Annotated in this window: 19 protein-coding genes; 5 read left to right on the top strand and 14 right to left on the bottom strand. The window is 66.9% G+C overall.

Going from position 1 to position 22,341, the window contains the following annotated elements:
- The 5 genes from P3W97_RS10445 to P3W97_RS10425 form a co-directional block, all read right to left on the bottom strand.
- On the bottom strand, nt 1–2,502 hold a 2,502-nt coding region (locus P3W97_RS10445; RefSeq protein WP_300846491.1), incomplete at its 3' end, for an EAL domain-containing protein.
- Nucleotides 2,503–2,637: 135 nt separating this feature from the next.
- Nucleotides 2,638–3,915, bottom strand: coding sequence for a gephyrin-like molybdotransferase Glp (glp, locus tag P3W97_RS10440; RefSeq protein WP_300846489.1), 1,278 nt, complete (start codon nt 3,913–3,915; stop codon nt 2,638–2,640).
- Between the two features lie 47 nt (nt 3,916–3,962).
- Entirely contained in the window at nt 3,963–5,408 is a 1,446-nt protein-coding gene (thrC, locus tag P3W97_RS10435) for a threonine synthase (protein WP_300846487.1), read from the bottom strand.
- Nucleotides 5,408–6,739, bottom strand: coding sequence for a homoserine dehydrogenase (locus P3W97_RS10430; protein WP_300846485.1), 1,332 nt, complete (start codon nt 6,737–6,739; stop codon nt 5,408–5,410). The genes thrC and P3W97_RS10430 overlap by 1 nt, the downstream gene beginning before the upstream one ends.
- A gap of 44 nt (nt 6,740–6,783) precedes the next feature.
- Complete coding sequence (locus tag P3W97_RS10425; RefSeq protein ID WP_300846483.1) at nt 6,784–8,019, bottom strand: pyridoxal phosphate-dependent aminotransferase; 1,236 nt, start codon at nt 8,017–8,019, stop codon at nt 6,784–6,786.
- 102 nt (nt 8,020–8,121) lie between these two features.
- On the opposite strand from P3W97_RS10425, the gene P3W97_RS10420 reads away from it, so the two are divergent.
- From P3W97_RS10420 to P3W97_RS10410, 3 genes are all read left to right on the top strand, one after another.
- Nucleotides 8,122–8,505 (top strand): Mth938-like domain-containing protein, encoded by a 384-nt coding sequence (locus P3W97_RS10420; protein ID WP_300846481.1) that lies wholly within the window; start codon nt 8,122–8,124, stop codon nt 8,503–8,505.
- Nucleotides 8,506–8,594: 89 nt separating this feature from the next.
- Nucleotides 8,595–9,071, top strand: a complete 477-nt coding sequence (locus P3W97_RS10415; RefSeq protein WP_300846479.1) for a peroxiredoxin — start codon at nt 8,595–8,597, stop codon at nt 9,069–9,071.
- Nucleotides 9,072–9,151: 80 nt separating this feature from the next.
- Nucleotides 9,152–10,858: a PhoH family protein gene (locus tag P3W97_RS10410; RefSeq protein ID WP_300846477.1), complete on the top strand. Its 1,707-nt coding sequence runs from the start codon at nt 9,152–9,154 to the stop codon at nt 10,856–10,858.
- Nucleotides 10,859–10,894: 36 nt separating this feature from the next.
- Here the strand turns inward: P3W97_RS10410 and P3W97_RS10405 are convergent, their stop codons facing one another.
- The 9 genes from P3W97_RS10405 to queG all read right to left on the bottom strand — a co-directional run bounded on the left by P3W97_RS10405 (nt 10,895) and on the right by queG (nt 21,381).
- Nucleotides 10,895–13,963, bottom strand: a complete 3,069-nt coding sequence (locus P3W97_RS10405) for an efflux RND transporter permease subunit (protein ID WP_300846475.1) — start codon at nt 13,961–13,963, stop codon at nt 10,895–10,897.
- A gap of 20 nt (nt 13,964–13,983) precedes the next feature.
- Nucleotides 13,984–15,171, bottom strand: a complete 1,188-nt coding sequence (locus P3W97_RS10400; RefSeq protein ID WP_300846473.1) for an efflux RND transporter periplasmic adaptor subunit — start codon at nt 15,169–15,171, stop codon at nt 13,984–13,986.
- Between the two features lie 90 nt (nt 15,172–15,261).
- On the bottom strand, nt 15,262–15,699 hold the full coding sequence (gene rnhA, locus P3W97_RS10395) for a ribonuclease HI (protein ID WP_300846471.1): 438 nt from the start codon (nt 15,697–15,699) through the stop codon (nt 15,262–15,264).
- Nucleotides 15,696–16,478 (bottom strand): methyltransferase domain-containing protein, encoded by a 783-nt coding sequence (locus P3W97_RS10390; protein ID WP_300846493.1) that lies wholly within the window; start codon nt 16,476–16,478, stop codon nt 15,696–15,698. Before P3W97_RS10390 ends, rnhA begins: the two co-directional genes overlap by 4 nt.
- 61 nt (nt 16,479–16,539) lie before the next feature.
- A complete protein-coding gene (locus P3W97_RS10385) occupies nt 16,540–17,505 on the bottom strand; it encodes a hypothetical protein (protein WP_300846469.1) in 966 nt (321 codons plus the stop codon).
- A 124-nt stretch (nt 17,506–17,629) separates the two neighbouring features.
- Nucleotides 17,630–18,340 carry a hypothetical protein gene (locus P3W97_RS10380; protein WP_300846467.1) on the bottom strand — a complete coding sequence of 237 codons (711 nt, stop codon included), beginning with the start codon at nt 18,338–18,340 and terminating at the stop codon, nt 17,630–17,632.
- 50 nt (nt 18,341–18,390) lie between these two features.
- Nucleotides 18,391–19,383, bottom strand: coding sequence for an MlaD family protein (locus P3W97_RS10375; RefSeq protein ID WP_300846465.1), 993 nt, complete (start codon nt 19,381–19,383; stop codon nt 18,391–18,393).
- A 3-nt stretch (nt 19,384–19,386) separates the two neighbouring features.
- Nucleotides 19,387–20,196, bottom strand: coding sequence for an ABC transporter permease (locus P3W97_RS10370; protein WP_300846463.1), 810 nt, complete (start codon nt 20,194–20,196; stop codon nt 19,387–19,389).
- 9 nt (nt 20,197–20,205) lie between these two features.
- The gene (gene queG / locus P3W97_RS10365) at nt 20,206–21,381 is read right to left on the bottom strand and encodes a tRNA epoxyqueuosine(34) reductase QueG (protein ID WP_300846461.1); all 1,176 of its coding nucleotides are present in this window, start codon (nt 21,379–21,381) and stop codon (nt 20,206–20,208) included.
- Nucleotides 21,382–21,403: 22 nt separating this feature from the next.
- On the opposite strand from queG, the gene tsaE reads away from it, so the two are divergent.
- The gene (gene tsaE, locus P3W97_RS10360; protein WP_300846459.1) at nt 21,404–21,934 is read left to right on the top strand and encodes a tRNA (adenosine(37)-N6)-threonylcarbamoyltransferase complex ATPase subunit type 1 TsaE; all 531 of its coding nucleotides are present in this window, start codon (nt 21,404–21,406) and stop codon (nt 21,932–21,934) included.
- Nucleotides 21,931–22,341: AMIN domain-containing protein (locus P3W97_RS10355; protein ID WP_300846457.1), on the top strand; the 411-nt coding region annotated here is incomplete at its 3' end. The genes tsaE and P3W97_RS10355, both read left to right, overlap by 4 nt.

Here is a 22,341-nt window from a genome sequence, read left to right as displayed (position 1 = left end):
CAGCCAGTCGTTCAAGGGCCGAGCGGGGGACCACAGATAGCCCTGAGCCCGTGGCACGGCGCGGGCAGCCAAAAAAGCGCGCTGCGCCTCGGTTTCCACGCCTTCGGCCAGCAACTCCAAGCCCACCGCATGGCCGAGTTGAATGAGGGATTCGATCAAGGCGTCGGCTTGCGGCGAAGTACCGATGTCGCGCACGAAACTCGCGTCGATTTTGAGGACGTCTAACGGCAAAGACCGCAGGTACGCCAAGGACGCGTAACCCGTACCAAAATCGTCCACCGCCAGGCGCACGCCATGGGTTTCCAGGCGTTTCAGGCGTTCTCGCGCTTCATCGCTATCCAGCAAAACGCTTTCGGTGATTTCCAGCTCCAATCGGCGAGCAGGCCAGCCACTCCTGTCGAGCCGCCGCAGTACCTGGGCGTCGAAATCGTCTCGCTGAAGCTGCAGTGCCGAAACATTGATGGCCAGCCGATCCAGCGTCCAGCCGGCGGTGTCGAGTTGCTGTCCATGTTCTATGGCCAAATCGAGCACGAGCAAGCCCAACCGCTCGATCAGGCCACCGTCTTCAGCCAAGGGGATGAATGTCGATGGTGGCACCCAGCCCCAACGGGGATGGTTCCAGCGCATCAACCCCTCCGCCGCGACGATCCGCCCGTCTCGCAGATCGACTTGGGGCTGCCACCACAGCTCGATCTTGCGCTCCTCGATCGCATGCGCCAGCGCTTCACGCATCTCGCGCGCCTCGTTGGTGCGCTGGGCAAAGCCGGCCTGATACATTTCGATGCGCGCACGGCCCGTTGATTTGGCACGATGCATGGCCACGCTGGCGCAGCGCAGCAGGGCCAGTGCGTCCTGGCCATCACGCGGTGCCAGGCTGATACCGATGCTGGCCGAAATATGGAAGCGGTGCCCGTCGATGTCGAACGGCGGCTCCAGAGTCGCCAGCACGGCGCGCGCACTCTGCAGGGCACTGTCAGAGGTGACTTCTTCCAGAACGAGAACGAACTCGTCTGCGCCGAGCCGCGCCAGCGTGTCTCCGCCGCGAAGCTGTCTGGACAAACGCTGGGCCACTTGCACCAAAAGCGTATCCCCGCACTCGTGTCCCCAGCCTTCGTTGATTTCCTGAAAGCGGTCCAAGTTCAAGTAACACACCGCCATAGAGGCGCCGCGCCCAACCGATCGAGCCAGCGCGCGGGGGATACGCTCGAGCAGGAGGCGACGATTGGGCAAATCGGTCAGCGGATCGTGCAGCCCGACATGCACGAGCTTTTGCTCTGCCGCGCCGAGCGCTTGGACTTCGCGCTGCAGTTGCGCTTCGCGGCGCTTGAGTTGGCGATGAAAGATACGCAGTCGGCGCCGGGAGTCGTTCAACGAGCGCGCCAAGACATTCAGCTCGGCGATGGTCCAGTCTGTGCGCACGAGCTGGATGGCAGACGATTGTCCGACTTCGCGTGCGGCAGCAGCGAGATACTCTACGGGCTCGACCAGCCGCCGTGCGCTGCGTCTGGCCAGCCACGCTGCCCCGAGCGCAGCCGCCGCGCCGAACACGCCCAGCATCGCCAGCCAGCGCACCAGATCGGGGACGAAATCTCTCCAAGGAGCAGCCAGCCACAACACGAACGCGTGATCCCCTAAGGTCACTGCGCGCGGCGCCACCAGCCAGCGATTATCCAGCGGCCCGACTGCTCGCGTCCGCTGGGTGGGCTCAGTGGTCCCCGAACTCAGACCAGCGGATGACAGCACTTGGCTCAGGATGGGATGCGCCACGTCGTCGACGCGAGGCAATCGCCAGCCCCCTTCAGATGTCGGCTGTAAAGCCAGGGCCGCATGGGACTGTCCCAATACCCGCCCCTGCTCATCGATCACGAGGGCCACGCTGCGCGGACCAATGGGCAGGGCCTTGGTGAGCGCATCGATTTCATTGGCCCGCAGGTCAAAGCCCACGGCCCAAAACGCACCGCCTGCATCTTGCCAGGCCACGGCAGCCGTGATCCCCGGCTCGCGAGTGGTAAAGAGTACGTACGGATCGGTCCAGCGCACGGAACCCGGCGCGTCCAGCGCCAAGCGATACCAGGGCCGCTCACGTGGATCGTAGGCCAGGCGCTCACGCCACCCGCGCAGCACTCGCCCCTGCTCGTCCAGGGCGAAAAATTGATGCTCGTCGCCCCAGCGGCCTCGATCCGTCAGGCGCACCAACCACTCTCGCTGTTCGGACCGCCACAACATGAGCCAGCCCTGACCGGCATCGTTGCCCACCACGATCGAGGTCACCAAGGGCATGGCTTGCATGGCCCGGCGGGCCCGCTCGATGAACGGACGGGGCTCATCGACCGACACGGGCTGCAGCTGCAAAGCGTGCCCGAATATCTGCAAGGCCGCAGGAGCCGAACCCAATTCCGCCTGTAAGCGCGCATCGGCCTCTTTGGCAAACGAATCGAACGCGTTGCTGGCCGCCTGCTCGGCCATGGGCCAGACGATACCCGCCGCGACCATGACGGACATGACGGCGATCAACCCCAGCGCACCGCTGATCAGTCGTCGGCCCAAAAACCTTCGAAAGGGCAGAGCGCGCGCCGCTGCGGCCGATTGGTTGGCTGAACTCGGCAACGTCATGGCGCAGCCGCGGGAACACCTGTGCTAATCGAGCAACCCAGTCAGAGGCAGATAACGCACCGTGTCGCCGTGCGCAATCACACCGCCAGCCGGGTTGTCCACCAAACCGTCCGCCCAGGCCACCGAGGTCAGGACCGACGAGTTCTGATTGGGGAACAGATCCAATCCGCCCGCGCTGTTGCGCCGCACCCGCAAAAATTCTCGGCGCTTGTCGGCGCGCGGCCAGTCGAAATGCGCCACCATCGGCAGCGCGGGCGGGAGCGTCGGCGTCGCCGTCGCTCCGCCCAAACGCAGTAAAAATGGCCGAGCCAACAGAACAAAGGTCACGAAACTGGACACTGGATTGCCCGGTAGCCCCAGAACATGGCACCGCCCGTGCCCTGCGACGTGCACCCGGTCGATCCAACCATGGGCAAACGGCTTGCCGGGCTTCATGGCGATCTGCCACAGCTCCAGTGCCCCCAAAGCCTGCACCACCGGCTTGACATGGTCTTCTTCGCCCACCGAAACCCCGCCAGTGGTGAGGATGACATCGTGGTCGCGGGCCGCTTCGGTCAAAGCGGCTTGGGTCGCAGCACGGTCGTCTGGGATGCGGTCCAGAACGGTCACCTCGCATCCCAGCCGCCGCAGCATCGGCTCCAGAAAATACCGGTTGGAGTTGTAAATCGCCCCAGGCGGCAGGCGATCGGCTGGCCGTTCGCCCGGCTGGATCAACTCGTCCCCGGTAGATGCCAACGCTATTCGCAGGCGGCGACGCACCCGCAAAGTCGCGCTGCCGATGGAGGCGGCTAGACCCAAATCGGCAACCGACAGGCGTGTGCCCGCTGGCAGCACGATCGCCCCCGCGCGCACATCCTCCCCACGATGACGCACCCATTGTCCCTCGGCAGGGACGGCACCCAAGCGCACCCAACCGTAATCGGCCCTGACCGTGTCCGCATCTTCCGGGGGGTCGGCGGGCGACGCGTCCTCTTGCATGACGACGGCGTCGGCACCCGCCGGCATGGGCGCGCCGGTGAATAGGCGGGCGACCGTGCCCGGGGCCAGCGCGCAGCCCAACTGCCCGGCCGCAATGCGCTGCACCACCGGCAAAGGTCGTCCACTGGCCAGGGCGCGGGCGACGTCCTCGCGCCGCACGGCATAGCCGTCCATCTGGCTGTTGTCAAAACCCGGCACATCCAGGGGCGAAACCACATCTTCGGATAAGATTCGACCAGCCGCCCCAGCTGTGGGGACCGTCTCGGTCTCCGTGACCGGATCGATGGCAGCCAGCAGACGTTCCAGCGCGTCTTCAACCCTCATCAGGCCCGGGCGGGCAGGCCCTGCGGCAGGTGTTGTGGCTTTCCCATTCATTCACACGCTCCTCCATCCGCGCAGGCGGCAACGATGCAGTCCTTGACCCGCTCGACGTCCGCCGGCAACACCTGCACCCGCTTGGGCAACGACTCGATTCCAGCAAATTTTGCCGGACGCTCCGGTTCGCGCCCGACCGCTTCGACGATGGTAGCGGCGAACTTGATGGGCAGCGCCGTCTCCAACACGATCATCGGCACACCCGGCCGCAGCTGCTCGCGTGCCACCTTGACGCCATCGGCGGTGTGCGGATCGATCAGCATCGCGTGTCGTTGCCACACGTCGCGGATCGTCTGTAGCCGGTTGGCGTGGACGCTGCGCCCGCTCGCAAAGCCAAATACCTCGCGCACCTGCGCAAAAGCTGGGTGCGCCGACAGGTCGAAGCGCCCGTGGCGCGCCAGCTCCTCGGCGAACAGCCGGCGTGTCTGCTCGGCATCACGCCCCAGCAAGTCGAAGACGAAGCGCTCAAAGTTGCTCGCCTTACTGATATCCATCGACGGGCTGGAGGTCTCGTAGGTATGCGCACTGTCACGCACGCGGTAAATTCCGGTGCGAAAGAACTCATCGAGCACGTCATTCTCATTGGTGGCCACGACCAGTCGCTCGATCGGCAGCCCCATCATGCGCGCGATGTGCCCGGCGCAGACGTTACCGAAATTGCCGCTCGGCACCGTGAAACTGACGCGCTGGTCGTCATGCTCGGTCGCCTGAATCCAACCCGCCACGTAGTACACCACCTGCGCCAGCAGCCGCGCCCAGTTGATCGAGTTGACGGTGCCGATGCGCCAGCGGCGCTTGAAGTCCAGATCGGCGCTGACTGCCTTGACGATGTCCTGACAGTCGTCGAACACGCCCTCGATCGCGAAATTGTGGATATTCGGATCCTGAAGGCTGTACATCTGGGCCTGCTGAAACGGACTCATGCGTCCGTAGGGACTGAGCATGAAAACCCGGATGCCGCGCTTGCCGCGCATCGCGTACTCGGCGGCGCTGCCGGTATCGCCACTGGTGGCCCCCAGGATGTTGAGGGTCTCGCCGCGACGCGCCAGCTCATACTCGAACAGCTGGCCGAGCAGCTGCATCGCCATGTCCTTGAACGCCAGCGTCGGCCCGTTGGACAGCGCCTCCAACCACAGGCCGTTTTCCAGGTGGCGCAGCGGCACGATCTCGCCTGTGCCGAACACTTCGGCGGTGTAGGTGCGCCGCAGCAGGGCACGCAAATCGTCGGCGGGGATATCGTCAATGTACAGACGCAGAATCTCGAACGCCAACTCGGCGTAGCCCTGCTCATGATAGGCGCGACGCAGACGCGCTAGGTCCTGCGCATCCAGCCGCGGGTAGTGCTCGGGCAGATACAACCCCCCATCCGGGGCCAACCCTTCCAACAAAATGTCGCTGAAATGGCGGCGTTCGGGGTGGCCGCGCGTGGACAGGTACCGCATCAGGCGAGCTCCTCCTTGCGGATGCGCACGATGGGCGCCAGCACCGTCGGCAGCGCCTGCATCACTGCCAGTGCCGCATCCATCGCACCTTCGGTGGTGTCGTGCGTCAAAATGATCAGGTCAGTCTGGGTGCTGCCCTCGCCGCCCACTTCGTCGGCCTCGCGCTGCAGCACGGCGTCGATACTGATGCCGGCGCGCGCCAAAATGCCAGTGACCTCGGCCAGCACGCCTGGCTGGTCCGCTACCCGCAAACGCAGGTAGGATCCGGTGACCACCTGCGCCATCGGCACCACGGCCAGGTCGCTCATCGCATGCGGCTGGAATGCCAGATGGGGCACACGGTGCTGTGGATCGGCGGTGTGTAGGCGCGTCACATCCACCAGATCGGCGATGACGGCGCTGGCGGTCGGCTCGCTGCCCGCACCCTTGCCATAGTACAGCGTGGTGCCCACCGCATCGCCCTGCACGACGACGGCATTCATCGCTGCCTCGACATGGGCAATGAGCCGTTTGGCCGGCACCAGCGTCGGATGCACACGCAGCTCCACGCCGCCGACCACCCGCTTGGTGATGCCCAACAGCTTGATGCGGTAGCCGAGCTGCTCGGCGTAGCGGATGTCGGCGGCCTGCAGCTTCGTGATGCCCTCGACATAGGCCTTGTCGAACTGCACCGGAATGCCGAAAGCCAGCGCACTCATCAGGGTCGCCTTGTGCGCGGCATCGATTCCCTCGATATCAAAGGTCGGGTCGGCCTCGGCATAGCCCAGCCGCTGCGCCTCTTTTAGCGCGACATCGAAATCCAGCCCTTTGTCGCGCATCTCGGTCAGAATGAAATTGGTGGTGCCATTGATGATGCCGGCCACCCATTCGATGCGATTGGCGGTCAGACCCTCGCGCAGCGCCTTGATGATCGGGATGCCGCCGGCCACCGCCGCCTCGAAGGCCACCATCACGCCCTTGGTTTGCGCGGCGGCAAAAATCTCACTGCCGTGCACCGCCAACAACGCCTTGTTGGCAGTGACCACATGCTTGCCCGCCTCGATTGCCTCCATCACCAGCTGGCGTGCGATGCCGTAGCCACCGATGAGCTCCACGACGATGTCGATGGCAGGGTTAGCAATGACCGCGCGCGCATCGGCCACGACCTGCGCCGCATCGCCCACGATCGAGTGCGCGCGCTCGGTGTCCAGGTCGGCCACCATCGTGATCGCGATGCCACGGCCGGCGCGGCGGCGGATTTCTTCTTGATTGCGCTGCAGCACGCGAAAAACGCCGCTGCCGACGGTGCCGATGCCCAGCAGGCCGACTTGGATGGGGGGTAGATTGCTCATGGTCACGGTTGCCAAGGTCAAAAAAAACCGAGAGTTGTCGACCCTCATTCGGAGCCATAGCGGCGCCGCAGATGGCCCAAAAATCGCGCGATGCGTCCGATTGCCTCGGCCAGGTCATCCTCATGCGGCAAAAACACCAGCCGGAAGTGGTCCGGCGTCGGGTAGTTGAAGCCGCTGCCCTGCACGATCAGCACCTTCTCCTCGGCCAGCAGGTCGTAAGCCAACTGTTGGTCGTCCTCGATCGGGTAGATCTGCGGATCCAGGCGCGGGAACATGTACAGCGCCGCTTTGGGCTTGACGCAACTCACGCCCGGGATCTCGGTCAACAGCCGGTGCGCCAGATCACGCTGGCGGCACAGCCGCCCGCCTGGCGCCACCAGGTCGTTGATGCTCTGGTAGCCGCCCAGCGCGGTCTGGATCGCCAACTGCCCCGGCGTGTTGGCGCACAGTCGCATCGAGGCCAGCATGTTGAGGCCCTCGATGTAGTCCTTGGCGCGGCGCTTGTCGCCCGAGACGATCATCCAGCCGGCGCGGTAGCCGCACGAGCGGTAGTTCTTGCTCAGGCCGTTGAAGGTCACGAACAAAAGATCATCGGCCAGCGACGCGATCGAGGTGTGGGCGTTGCCGTCGTAGAGCACCTTGTCGTAGATCTCGTCGGCAAAAATGATGAGCCCGTGCCGACGCGCCAGATCCACAATGGCTTGCAGCACGTCCACCGAATACAGCGCGCCAGTCGGGTTGTTCGGGTTGATGACCACGATACCCTTGGTGCGCGGCGTGATCTTGCGCGCCATGTCGTCCAAGTCTGGGATCCAGCCGTTGGCCTCGTCGCACCGATAGTGCACCGGCGTGCCGCCCGACAGCGACACCGACGCCGTCCACAGCGGATAGTCCGGCGCTGGCACCAGAATTTCGTCGCCGGCGTTGAGCAGCGCGTTCATGCTCATCGTGATGAGCTCGCTGGCCCCGTTGCCAAGGTAGACATCGTCCACCGTCACGCCGGCGATGCGCTTTTCCTGCGTGTAGTGCACGATCGCCTTGCGCGGCGCGAACAGCCCCTTACTGTCGGTGTAGCCCGCTGCCTGCGGCAGGTTGCGGATCATGTCCTGCACGATCTCGTCGGGTGGCTCCAGCCCAAACACGGCCAGATTGCCAATGTTGAGCTTGATGATCTTGTGCCCATCCTCCTCCATCTGGCGGGCCTTCTCGAGCACGGGCCCACGGATGTCGTAGCAGACGTTGGCCAGTTTGGCAGACTTGTGGATCACGGTGGAAGACATGGCGCTTGAATCGGGATCGGGGCGGCGCGAATGCCGCCACAAAGGGGGCGGGCCTATAATTTCACCACAGTTTGCCGGTCATTCCTGGCGACTGTGCCCGCCATGAAGTTTCAGCCCGACCGCATCGACACCTTATCCATACAGGCCCACGGCCCCGGTTGGGTGGTGGTGGGTGGCCAGCGGTACGACAGCAGCATCGTCGTCAGCGCCAGCGGCCGACTGCGGGCATGGGACTGCCGCCGCCACGCGGAACTCACGGCCCAGCACTTCGACCAGCTGGCCGCCGACGCACCCGAAGTCGTCCTCTTTGGCAGCGGGCAGCGGCTGCGTTTCGTGCCTCCGCCCCTGTTGCGGGGCCTGATCGAGCGCGGCATCGGCGTAGAGACCATGGATACCATGGCCGCGGCCCGCACCTACAACATTCTGGCGGGTGAGGGCCGACGGGTGGTCGCCGCCTTGTTGATTGACGTCTCCGAGTTGGTCTGAGAGCCCACCGCAATGCGCTAAAATACCGGGGGGTTCGGCGGTTCCTCGCGGACCCACTCGATCATCCAAACACGCAGGGGAATTACTTCATGGCCGTCGTCGTCAATAAACCGATTCCAGAGTTCGAAGCCCAAGCGACCGGCGGCATCAAAGTCACCCACCAATCCCACCTTGGCCAGACGCTGGTCCTGTACTTCTATCCCAAAGACCACACCCCCGGCTGCACGACCGAGGCGCTGCAGTTTCGCGATCAGTACCAGGAGTTTATCGCGGCAGGGGCACAGGTGCTCGGTGTTTCACGCGATAACCTTAAATCGCACGAAGACTTCAAGGCGAAGCTGGAACTGCCGTTCGACCTGATCGCCGACACGGAAGAGAAAATGTGCCACATGTTCGGCGTCGTCAAGAACAAGATCATGTACGGCAAAAAGGTCAAGGGCATCGAGCGCAGCACTTTTTTGATCAGCCCCGAGGGCATCTTGCTGCAAGAGTGGCGCGGCATCAAGGTCCCTGGTCATGTGGACGAGGTCCTCAAAGCCGTCAAGATGCTCAAGAAAGTGGCTTGAAGCTGACAGACTGATCGCCCACCGACCCCAACGACCAGCCGCCCCATGGGCGGCTGCGCTTTTTCTGGCATGATCACCGCATGCCATTGCCTCCGCCTCCCAGCCGCAAGGCCGATCGCGTCGATCTCAAAACAGCCTCCCGCGCCGCAGCAACTCGACCGCCCAAGTCGGCAGCCGACACCGTTGCCACACCGCCTCCTGCACCCTCTGCAGCAGCCGCCAGCATCCCCCTGCCCGCTGCCGCTCCCCCAGCGCGCCCCCGACGCACGGGTCAACGCAAGGGGGCATCCTCCATGAGTGAGGCATCTGCCCGCTCGGCGCCGTCCCTCGCCACCGCGCCCGCCCCCATTACCGCGGCAGCGGCCCCCACTGCGCGGCGCCGCTCCCGCCATACAGGCCAAAAGCGCCTGTTCGTGCTCGACACCAACGTGCTGATGCACGATCCGAGTTGCCTGTTCCGCTTCGAGGAACACGACATCTTCCTGCCGATGATCGTGCTGGAAGAGCTGGACAACAACAAAAAAGGCATGAGCGAGGTCGCGCGCAACGCGCGCCAGGCCAGCCGCACGCTCGACGCGCTGGCCGCCAGCGCCAACGGAGACATCCGCCACGGACTGGCCCTTGCCACTCTGGGCAACGGCGAAGCCACCGGCACACTGTTTTTCCAGACGGAACTGCTGCCGCATGCGCTGCCCGACGAGTTACCGCAGGGCAAGGCCGACAACCAAATCCTGTCGGTGGTGCAGGTTCTAAAGGCCCGCCACCCCGACCGCGACGTCGTACTGGTGTCCAAAGACATCAACATGCGCATCAAGGCACGTGCGCTGGGCTTGACCGCCGAGGACTACGAAAACGACAAGACGCTCGACGACGCCGACATGCTCTACACCGGGGCACTGGCGCTGCCAGCGGATTTCTGGACACGCCAGAACAAAACCGTGGAGAGTTGGCAACAAGCCGGTCACACCTTCTACCGCATCGGCGGCGCCATCGTCGAGCAGTTGCTGCTCAATCAATTCGTTTACTACGAGGCGCCGGGCGAGCCGGCGCTGTACGCCCGCGTCGTCGAGCTGCGCGGCAAGACCGCGGTGCTGCGCACGCTGAAGGATTACACGCACCTGAAGAACGCCGTCTGGGGCGTGGCGGCGCGCAACCGCGAGCAAAATTTCGCGCTCAACCTGCTGATGGATCCGGACATCGACTTCGTCACACTGGCCGGCACCGCCGGCACCGGCAAGACGCTGATGGCGCTGGCTGCGGGGTTGACACAGGTGTTGGACGAGCGGCGCTACAGCGAGATCATCATGACGCGCGCCACCGTCAGCGTTGGCGAGGACATCGGCTTTCTGCCCGGCACCGAGGAAGAAAAGATGGGGCCGTGGATGGGCGCGCTCGACGACAACCTGGAGTTTTTGGCCCAGGGCGCGCGCAACGGCGCCGGCGAATGGGGCCGCGCCGCAACCAACGATCTGATTCGCAGCCGCGTCAAGATCAAGAGCATGAACTTCATGCGCGGCCGCACCTTCCTCAACAAATACGTCATCATCGACGAAGCGCAAAACCTCACGCCCAAGCAGATGAAGACCCTCATCACCCGCGCCGGGCCCGGCACCAAGCTGGTCTGTATGGGCAACCTGGCGCAGATCGACACCCCTTACCTGACCGAGGGATCCTCAGGCTTGACTTATGTGGTCGACCGCTTCAAGGGCTGGCCGCACGGCGGCCATGTCACGCTGGCACGCGGAGAGCGCTCGCGGCTGGCGGATTTTGCCAGTGAGGTGTTGTGAGCAGCGGGTGACGCGGCCGCTCAGTACCTCATCGGTTCACGCTCGGGCGCCAACTTCCGCCACGGTGCGATCTGGTCCGGGCACGCGACGGCGGGCCAGTAACAAGTACATCGTCGGCACAACGAAGACGGTCAGCAGCGTGCCGACGCTCATGCCGCCAACGATGACCCAGCCGATTTGTTGGCGGCTTTCCGCGCCGGCACCGCTGGCCAGCGCCAGCGGAATCGCTCCCAGCACCATCGCCGCAGTGGTCATCAGGATCGGGCGCAGGCGCAACTCGGCGGCGCGGCGCACGGCAGCCAGCGTCTCCATCCCCTGCTGGCGCAGTTGGTTGGCAAATTCCACAATCAGGATGCCGTGCTTGGTGATCAGGCCCACCAACGTGACCAGACCGATCTGGCTGAAGACGTTAAGGGTGCCACCGCTCCACTTCAGTGCGGCCAGCGCCCCCAACATCGACAGCGGCACCGACAGCAAGATAATGAAGGGGTCGAGAAAACTCTCGAATTGCGCAGCCAGCACCAAGTAGATGAACAGCAGCGCCAGAACAAACACCAGCGCCAACGCCCCTGAGGCGGCGCGAAACTCCCGACTCTGGCCGTTCAAATCGGTGATATAGCCCTCCGGCAATACCTCGCGCGCGATCTGATCCATGGTGGCCAGTGCCTGGCCGAGCGCGAAGTCCGGCGCCAGGTTGGCGGTGATGGAGGCGCTGCGCCGCTGTGCAAAGTGGTTGAGCTCGCGCGGGGCCACCACCTCCTGTACTTGGATCAGGGCCGACAGCGGCACCATCGCATTGTTGCGCCCGCGCACGTAGAGCCGGTCGATGTCCTGCGGCACGCTGCGGTCGTCTGCCGAGGTCTGCACGATGACATCGTACTGCTCGCCCTCGCGCTTGTAGCGGCCCACCACGCGGCCACCCAGCATGGTCTCCACGGTGCGCGCCACGGTGTCGATGTTGACGCCCAGTGCCGCGGCGCGCTCGCGGTCCACCTCCAGCCGCAGCTCGGGCTTGTTCATGCGCAAATCGGTGTCCACCTGCAGAAAGCCCGGATACTGCGCCATGCGGCGCTGGAACTCGCCGACCACGCGCGCCAGGTTGGCGTAGCTGTCGTTGGTGGTGATGACATAGTTGACAGGCCGCTCGCGAAAGCCTTGCCCCAGCGACGGCGGCGTGATGGGAAAGGCCGTCACGCCCGGCAGGCCAGCAAATTTTGGCGCAATCTCGCGCGCCAGCTCCAGAGTCGAGCGCTGACGCTCTTCCCACGGTTTGGCGCGAAAGAACACGGTGGCCTGCGACACCGTTGGATTGCCCACCAGCGCGAAGATGCGGTCGAACTCCTCGTACTGCGCGCCGATGCGCTCGATGGCAGCGGCGTAACGCGAGGTGTAGGCGGCGGTAGCCCCATCCGGCGCGTTGACGATGTTGAGGATCACGCCACGGTCTTCCAGCGGCGACAGTTCCTGCTTGGTGGTGCGCAGCAGCCAGGCGCTTGCCGCCGCGCTGGCCAGCATCAGCAACACTACGGCCCAGCGCCAGCGCAGCGCCACCGCCAGGGCCGCACCGTAGCCGCGCGTCAGGCCCTGCAGCGAGCGCTCCATCGTGCGGTCGAACCAGCCCGGCCGCGGCTGGTGGCGCAGCAGCCTGGCACACATCATCGGGGAGAGCGTCAGCGCCACAAACCCCGACACCAGCACCGCCCCGGCCAGCGCCAGCGCGAATTCCGCGAACAGCCGCCCGGTGCGCCCCGGCGTGAAGGCCAGCGGCGCGTACACCGCCGCCAGCGTCAGCGTCATCGCCACCACCGCGAACGCGATCTCGCGCGCGCCCTTGATCGCCGCGGCCAGCGGCGTCATGCCCTCCTCGATGTGGCGGTGGATGTTTTCCAGTACGACGATGGCATCGTCCACCACCAGTCCGATGGCCAGCACCAACGCCAGCAGCGTCAGCGTGTTGATGGTGAAGCCGAACAGCGCCATCAGCGCAAAGGCACCCACGAGGCTCACCGGAATCGTCACCAGCGGGATGATGGAGGCGCGCGCGCTGCGCAGAAATACGACGATGACCAGCGTCACCAGCACCACCGCCTCCAGGATCGTCGCGTAGACGGCCTGGATCGAGCGGTCGATGAACACCGAGTTGTCGTTGGCGACCTGCACATCGATGCCGGGGGGCAGGTCGGCGCGCACCTTGTCCAGAAGCGCGCGCACGGCAGCCGACATTTCCAGCGGATTGGCCGTGGCCTGGCGAATGACGCCAAGCGACACCGTATCGCGGCCGTTCAGGCGCACGGAAGTGCGCTCGTCCGCCGCGCCCTGCTCCACGCGCGCCACATCGCCGACGCGGATCGGCAGCCCGCCCGCCTGTCGGATGACCACGGCACGGAACTGCTCGGGCGTGCGCAGGTCGGTGGCAGCGGTGACGTTGAACTCGCGCTGGCGGCCCTCGACACGGCCAGCCGGCACCTCCAGATTGGCGCGGCGCAGGGCATCCTCCAAGTCTTGCACGGTCAGGCCGTGAGCCACCAAGCGATCCGGATCCGGCCACACCCGCATCGAAAAGCGCCGCTCGCCGAAGATGCGCACCTCTGCCACACCGCTGGCGGTCTGCAGCACCGGCTTGGCGATGCGGTTGGCCAGATCGGTCAGCTCCAGCGGGCTGTAGCGATCGGACGACAGCGCGATCCAGATGACCGGAAAAGCGTCTGCCTCCACCTTGGCCACCACGGGCTCGTCCGCTGCCTGCGGCAATCGACCGCGCACGCGCGCCACCTTGTCGCGCACCTCGGCTGCGGCGGCGTCCGGGTCGCGCTCCAACCGAAAGCGCACCGTGATCTGGCTTTGCTCCGGTCGACTAATCGAGCTGATGACGTCCACCCCCTCGATGCCGGCCAGCGAATCCTCCAATGGCTGGGTGACGGTAGATTCGATGACCTCGCTGGAGGCGCCGGCCAGCCGGGTGGTGACGGTGACGACCGGCTCGTCGATCTTCGGGTACTCGCGCACGGCGAGCTGCTGAAACGAAACCCAGCCCACCAGCACGATGAGCAGCGACAGCACAGTGGCGAACACCGGGCGGCGGATGGCAATTTCAGGCAACTGCATGGGCTGCTCCTCACGCCGCGTCAGGCACCCGGCCGCTTCGGATCGACAACCCGCACCGGCATGCCGTCGCGTTGCAGCCGCTGCTGGCCGGCAATGACGACGGTGTCACCGGCCTGCAGGCCCCGCGTGACCTGCACTTGGCCGTCGCGGCGCAGCCCGAGGCGCACCGCGACGCGCTCGACCTCTGGCAAAGCATCGCCCGCGGCGGGGCGCAGCCGCCAGACAAAGAACTGCTGCCCTTGCGGCACGATGGCTTCTTCGGGCACCAGCAGCGCAGCCTCGTCGCGCCCCAGCTCGAGCGTGATGCGCACGAACATGCCGGGCTGCAGCCCGTGGCGGCCGCCATCCAGCGCTGCCCGTACCACCAGCGCCCGCCCGTCGACATCCAACGCCGGATCGATGGCGGCGATGCGCGCCGGCACCGCCTGCCCTGGGCGTGCATCGACTTGCAGCTGCAGCGACTGGCCGATGCGCACGCGCGGCTGCAGCCGCTCGGGCAGGCGGAAATCCACCACCAGTTGCGACAGGTCCTCCAGGTGCACCAGCTCGGCGCCGTCCTTGACATATTCGCCGACGTGCACAGTGCGGATACCGACCACGCCATCGAACGGCGCCACGAGGCGCGTGCGCGCCAGCCGCGCCTGCGCCAGATCGACCTGCGCCTGCGCCACCTGCACGGCGGCGCGGCTCTCGTCGAGCACGCGCTGCGCCACAAAGCCCTGCGCCACCAGCTCCTCGTTGCGGCGCAGGTTGGCCTGTTGTACCGCCAACTGCGCCTGCGCCTGTGCCAGCTCGGCACGCGGTAGGGCGTCATCCAGCTGCACCAGCAGTTGCCCCTGGCGCACCGGGGCACCATCGGTAAAGCCGATGGCGACGATGCGCCCGGCCACCTCTGGCCGTACGACCACGCGCCGGCGCGCCGCCAGCGTGCCGACCGCTTGCGCCTCTTCGATCATCGGTGCGATCTGGACCGGCGCGACCTCCACCGCCGGCGGGCCGCTGCGGCCGGGGCCTGCCGCACGCCCGCCAGGCGCCCCACCCCCCAGGGCCGCCCCTGGACCGGCCGGCGCACCGGTGGTGGCCGTGGCAGATGCAGGCCCGGGACCAGCACCTGCCGGCGCCGGCCGCTGCCACCACCAGGCGCCCGCGGCCAACGCGATCAATGCGGCCCCCGCCAGCCATGCCACCGGTCTGTTGCCTAAAGCCATGCTGTGTCCCTACCGTGGTCGTCGATATACCAGCACTGTAGCGCAGCCGCATTTACACGGTATCGACGCGGGCGATGATCCGGCCGAGGCTCAGCCCCCGGACACGCCTCGGTTGGCCAGCGCGTCGGCGCGCTCGTTGCCGGGGTCGCCGCTGTGTCCACGCACCCAGTGCCAGTGGATCTCGTGGCCACGTCCGTGCACCAGTTCGTCCAGCTCGCGCCACAGATCGTCGTTCTTGACGGGCTTGCGCTCGGCGGTCTTCCAGCCGCGCGCCTTCCAACCGGGCAGCCATTCGGTGATGCCCTTGCGCACATACTCGCTATCCAGATACAGGTGCACGCGGCACGGGCGTTTGAGCGCCGCCAGCGCCTGGATGACTGCGGTCAGCTCCATGCGATTGTTGGTGGTTTGCGGCTCGCCGCCCCACAGTTCTTTTTCGGCCTGGCCGGCGCGCAGCAGCGCGCCCCAGCCGCCAGGCCCGGGATTGCCCTTGCAGGCCCCGTCGGTGTAGATGGTGACGTCGGTCATGGTGCAGAGGGATCGCCATCGCGGCGTGCCACGACGGCTGGTGCGGTGGCGGCACGCGTCGGCCGCCAAGCCGGCCCCAGCAGGTGCATGCCGCGCACACGCTTGACGGCGACGACGAAGTACACGGCGCCCAAAGGCGCCCAGGCCCACGGGCCCCAGCGGTCCATCCACGCCCAGCGCTGCAGCCAGCGCTCGCTGCGCACGGCAGGGCGGTAGCAGCCGTGGGCCTGCTGCTCGACCTCCAAACTGAGCAGCCGCAGCCAGTCCTGCAGCCGCCACAGTCCAATGAAGGCACCCGCTTCCGGCAGGTACAGACGCGCCCAGCGGGTGCCAGTCAGGCCCATGCGTGCGGCCAGGTGCGCGCGCCCCTGGCGCAAACCCCACAAGCTCAGCGGGTTCAGTCCGCTGATGACGACGCGTCCGTTGGGCACGAGCACCCGCTCGACTTCGCGCAGCACGGCGTGCGGATCGGCGCTGAGCTCCAGCGTGTGCGGCAACGTGACCAGATCGAGGCTGGCGGAGGGAAACGGCAGCGCCGCCGCGTGTGCCACGAGATCCATCGCACGCGGCCACGCGTCGGCAGTGTCCAGGTTGGGCGCCTGCTCTTCGGGGGCGGCCAGCCAGCGGTGCGGCATGCGGTTGGCCGCCAGCGTGTCCAACTCTGGCAGGCCGAGCTGCAGCGCATGGTAGCCGAATGCGTCGGCCACTGCGTCGGCGAAGCGCTGTGCCTCCCACGCCAACAGATAGCGCCCCGGTGCCGTGCAGAACCAGGCCGCCAGCTCCCGCCCCAGGCGTGCCGGCTCGGACGTGGGATCGAGCGCGCCCAGGGGGTCCACGGCGTCAGGCGGTCAGGACGGCGTCGGCCGGCGCGGGCGATGCGGGCTCGGCCGGCTCACCCAGCACGATGGTGCGCACCATCTCGCGCATCAGGCGCTTTTCCGGGAAGCTCAGGTTGCGGCCCAGCTCGCGCCGGATCTGCATCAGGATGCGCCGGTCGGTCTCTGGCGGCACACCGTGCTGGCTGCGCATGGCGTCGGCCAGGTCCAGGCGCTCGTCTTGCGGCTCGTCGGCCCACCAGTCCTGGATGATGCGGCTGACCTGTGCACGCCATTGCTCGTCGGGTTCGGCTTGTGCATGGCTATGGGGGACACCGCTGCCGCTGCCATCGGACTCTGCGTCCTCGGGCTGGCTGGTGCGCTGGGCGTAGTAGCCAGCGCCCGGCGTCGTGAGTGCATCCCACGCCCCCACCGGCACGGCCACACGCCGGTCGGCCTGCATCAGCAGACGGGCCCAGCTCGGATCATCGGCGGCCAGTCGGCCAAAGTCGTGCACCGCATCGTCTGCGACCAACACCACGCGCGCCCCGTGGGCTTGGGCTTCGTCGATATAAGGGATGAGGCGCTCATCGTCGCTGGCCACGAGCAGCCAGGCGGCCCCGTGGCGGGCCAGTTGGGTCATCTCCTGGCCCATGCTCCGGACCAGAGCCAAGCCCCCATCGGTGGCATGCGCTGGCACCAGGCGCAGCACCACATCGTCGTACAGCTCGGTCGGCGCCGCATCGGTGTAGAGCACCGTGCGCAGCAGAGCAGATTCGGCCCCGGACAATCGGGCCAGATGCGCCAATACGGCTGGCAGCGGGGCGCGCTGGATGGCCGCGCGTGGCTTGCCGCTGACCTGCGAGGCCAACCACGCCAAATAACGCTCGTCGACCAGCGCGACGACAAAGCCGCCCCCGGGCTGGGGCTGTGTGCCCGCAGTGCCATGGCGGCCAGGGGAACGTTTGTTGAGGTGAAATTTCGTTTTCATAAGCAAGGATACTTTGGCTAAAAGGCCGGGGCGGCCAGGGCGGAACTAAAGCCCGTTTGGGGTGTGGCAGGACTAAATACCCACAGGGTGCATTGTGCCGCAATACCCGCAGGCGTTCAGGCGCTCATCGCGCACCGGTGGCATCCGCTCCCAATACCCAGTCCAGCCGCCGTTGGGCTCGGGCGGCGCCTTCGGGGTCACCGGCTGCTTCGGCCAATCGCACCTGAACGCCCAACCAGACCGCAAGCGGGCGCCTCCACCCCTGCTGCGAGGCGGTCTCGACCATCAGCGATACCCCAGCGGCATCCAGACGCTGTGCATGCCAGAGCAGCCCACCGGCAACCAGCCGCGCCAAAGGATCGTCCATGGCCGCGAGCAGCCGCGCCAGCTCCGCCGGTGCGGCACCGTCGTGCAGCGCACGGGCGATCGCTTGGTGCGGGCTGGGCAAGTCGTTGATCACAGTCTCGGCGGGCGCGCTGGCCGTTTCGCCCGCCTGCGCCAGTGCCAGGTAGGCGGCGTACGCCCGTTCCGCAGGGCCGGCATCGGCCAGGTATGGCTGCGCCGCAGCGCAGGAAGCATCGCGCGCCAAGGCGGCCTGTTCCACGGCACAGCGCGCCAGCGCGACACGCGCCAGCGCGTCGGCCCGGCCAGCGCTGGCCGCGGCCGCTTGCGCCGAGCGCCATTGCTGTTGAGCCGCGCGGGTGCGGCCGGCGAGCGTGGAGGCCACGGCTTGCTCGACGGCATGGCTGGCCTCGATACGCCATGCCGGCACGGTCGGGGCAGCGCATCCAGCCAAGGCTGCCACCCCAGCCAGCACCGAGAGCACCCTGGACACGGGGCAGGGCCGCTCGCTCCGACTCCCCCAAGGGGATACACAGCGCGGTCTCATGGCAATTTCACCTCGGCTTCGCGGCCAAAAGGCCAACGGCGCTGAATGTCCAAGATCATGCCGTCGACACGGCGCAGCGTCGCTTCGACCTCGACGCGCAGGGCGTCGAGGTCCTGCGTCGCGACCCGGGTGTTGGCCGCAATGCCATGCACTTCTGCCAGGACGCCGTCCACCCGCTGCAGGGTCGAACGCAGGCCGACCAGCAGGTCGCGGGCCTCGCGCGCGCCAGCCTGCACATCGTCGGCCAGCCCTTGCGCGCCAAACATGCGCTGGTCGGCGCGCTGCACCAGCGCCTCGGCACGGTCAGCCACGGCCTGCAGGCGCTGCAACAAACGGCGCACATCGTCCAGCGCGGCCGTCACCCGTGTCCGGTCGGCCTCATTGCCCATGAGCACACCCAGCACGCCGTCGCGCCCGTTCGCCTTGTGCAGAAGCTGACGCACCTCGCGCAGGCCGGCGTTGAGCGGGGCGTCGGGCTCGGTCATGGCCTTGATTAGCTCCAACAACTCGCGCGCGGCGTTTACCATGCGTGGCAGATCTGCCAGCGCGTCGCCGCGCAGCACTTGGCGCTGGGCGCCGTCGGGCAACAGCGGCCCGTCCAGCACGCCGGTGTAGGCGCGCAAGCGGGTGCCGCCGACCAAGCCCCGCTCCATGGTAAAGACGCTGCTTTCGCGCAGCCAGTGGGCATCGCGCCGCGCCACATCCACCAGGATGCGGGCGTAGCCGTCCCCGCCCAGCTCGATACGCCGCACTCGCCCGATGGGAAAACCGGAAAACGTCAGGTCCATGCCGACGCTGACGCCCTCGGCGTCGTCGGCAACCAGCACCAGGGTTTGCGTGGGCTCGAACACCCCACGTGCATACAGCAGATAGGCGGCCGAAGCAACCAGCAGCCCGGCCAGCAGCACCAACAACCAGCGGGCCCGGCGCTCCACTGCGGACGCACGGGTTTCGGCAGCTTCGGAGGGGAAATCGGACGCGTTGCGCATGCCTCAATAGTAGTTACCGATCAGGGACGCGAGTTCCACGAACAGCAGCACCGCCGCCGTGCGCACCAGGGCGCGAACCTCGCCCTGTGGCACGGATTCGAAGGCCGCAGCCATCGGTACCAGGGAGACCGCCAGAGCGCACCCCAGGGTCTTGAGTGCGAATATCAAGGTCACCGCCGGGTCGAATATCTGGCCCACTGCCCGTGTGTAGCTCTCCAAGGCCCAGGGGGTAAACCCATACAGATTGAGATAGGCGAGAACCAGCGCCAACGCGCTGCTGAGCGCCACCAACAGCAGCGTGGCAAATACCCCTGCCAACACACGGGGCAAGGCCAATTCGCGCATGGGGTCGCCGCCTGAGCGGCGTAAGGCGTCAAAAGCGCCTTGCTCGCGCAGCCGCTGCAGGGCCAAACCATGACCCAGGGTGACCCGCAACAGCACGAACAAGGCGGCGCTCAGCGGGATCAGCTCCAGCACCAGCACACGCACCACCATCTCGACCGCATACTGGGTCAGGCCATAGCTGATGGCGGTGACCACGACGATGCGAATCAGCACCTGCCCGAACAGGGCTGAGAGCACCGCATACCACCAGACGGTCGGGACGGCAGCAGCCACGAGCTGCTCGGCCAGCGCCGTCCAGCGTGCGCCTCGGTAGCTGGAGCGCATGCAGGCCCATGCCAACACCCGGCCTGTCAGCCTCAACAACGCTCCCCAGTGCCCCCAGGCCTGCCCCCAAGCCCGGACCCAGACAGGCCTGGACCCGCGCACGACACGCGAGCGCTCGGGTGGGGGCGGGGGTGGCGCAGCCATGACCGCATATTAGTCCAGCAGCGCCCAGTGGATGTGCTCGCGCACCATGGGCGGCGTGGCCGGGTCGTCGTGCGCCGTGGCCAGTGCCGCGGCCAGCGCCGCCTGCGCCGCCACGTCACCGCGGGCACGCGCCGCCGCCCGGGCATTGCCCAGGGCCACGGCGAGGTTGCGCCGCCAGCGCATATAACCGATGCGTCGAATGGCGCTGCCTTCGGTGTGACGCAAAAAATCCGCTTCGCCCCACGCCCACAAGTCCAGCAAGCGCGGCGCGGCCAGCGCCTCGCGCACATCGAAGTCGGGCAGCGTGCTGCGGCGGGCATACTTATTCCAAGGGCACACGAGTTGGCAATCGTCGCAGCCATAGATGCGATTGCCCAGCGCGCGACGCAAGGGCACCGGGATGGGCCCATCATGCTCGATGGTGAGGTAAGAGATACACCGCCGCGCATCCAGTCGATACGGTGCAACGATCGCCCCGGTCGGACAGATGTCCAGGCAGGCACGGCAACGCCCACAGTGCCCGGATACGGGTGGCGTGGGCGGCAGCGCGCGGTCGATGAAGATCTCGCCCAGAAAAAACATCGAGCCCGCGTCGCGGTGCAGCACCAGCGTGTGTTTGCCGCGCCAGCCCAGCCCGCTGCGCGAGGCCAGTTCCACCTCGAGGACGGGGGCGGAGTCGGTAAAAGCACGCAGCGCCACGGGTTTGTCGCTGCCAGCGGGGCCAGCCAACTCCGCCTCGATGCGCTGCGCGAGCTGCTGCAAGCGACGGCGCAGCACTTTGTGGTAATCGCGCCCGCGGGCGTAGAGCGAAACCATCGCCGCCTCCGGATCGGCCAGCCGCGTCCACTCGCGGTCGCGCCAATCGGGCGGTGCCCCCCGGGGCAAATAGTCCATGCGTGCGGTGATGACGCTGAGCGTACCAGGCACCAGCTCGGCTGGCCGGGCGCGCCGCAGACCATGCCGGGCCATGTAGGCCATGCCCCCATGAAAGCCCGCCGCCAGCCAGGCCAGCAGGCCGGGCTCCGCACTCGAGAGGTCCACGCCGCTGATGCCGATCTGGGAAAATCCCAAATCATGCGCCCACCCCCGAATGCGCTCGACCAGCCCCTCGCCCGAGGCCCTCGTGGCACCGGACGGCGGATCGGTCTGCGGACCCCAAGCGGGTGGCACGAATCGTGGCTGCATGCTGCTCGATTGTAGAAAGTCCATGCCCTGCTCACCCACAGCGCCCCCGACGCCCGCCTGGACATCCGTTAGGGTCGCCGCCAACGAAGACGACACCGCCCGCCTGGCCCAGGCGCTGGCCTGCGCCATGCGCGAGGACCCCACACTGGCCAACGCCTTGCTGACCCTGCGCGGCGATTTGGGTGCGGGAAAAACCACCTTCGCGCGACACCTGCTGCAGGCCTTGGGCGTGACCGGGCGCATCAAAAGCCCAAGCTATGCGCTGGTAGAGCCCTACAGCCTGCCCGCCCCAGCAAGCGGCCCTGCGCTGCCACCCGCCTGGCATGCGGATCTGTATCGCTTGGACGACCCCCGAGAGTGGGAAGACGCCGGCCTGCGGGAACTGTTCGCCACCCCCGGGCTCAAGCTCGTCGAATGGCCCGAAAAGGCTGGATCGTTGCTACCCATGCCCGACCTCGATCTGCTGTTCCACCACGAGGGGGACGACACCCGCCGCATCGCCCTCACCGCGCACAGCCCGCGCGGCTCGGCCTTGTTGGCGGCCCTGTCATGATGACGGGGCCGAACCCCCACCGCCGCGCCGCGCTGCGCTGCCTGCGCGCCCTGATGCTGCTGACGGGCGGTGCAGTGGCATGGCCAGTCTGGGCAGCACGGGTCGTGGGCGTGCGTGTCTGGCCCGCGCGCGACTACACGCGCGTCACCATCGAGTCGGACACCGCACTGCAGGTCACCCCCGTATACGTAGCCGAACCGCCACGGCTGGCTGTGGACATCCGTGGGGCCGATCTGCTGCCCAGCCTACAGGAGCTGGTGCAGCGGGTGCAGCCGGACGATCCCTTCGTGGCCCGGGTGCGGGTGGGCCTGTTCTCGCCGGATACGGTCCGGCTGGTCATCGACCTCAAGCAACCGGTCGGCCCGCAGGTCTTTCAGCTCGAACCCGTGGCAGCCTATCAGCACCGC

It is taken from the genome of Tepidimonas sp. (genome assembly GCF_029335975.1).
Lineage (GTDB): Bacteria > Pseudomonadota > Gammaproteobacteria > Burkholderiales > Burkholderiaceae_C > Tepidimonas.
Note: the sequence above shows the minus strand (reverse complement) of the source record. Positions and strands in the feature narration are given on the sequence as shown.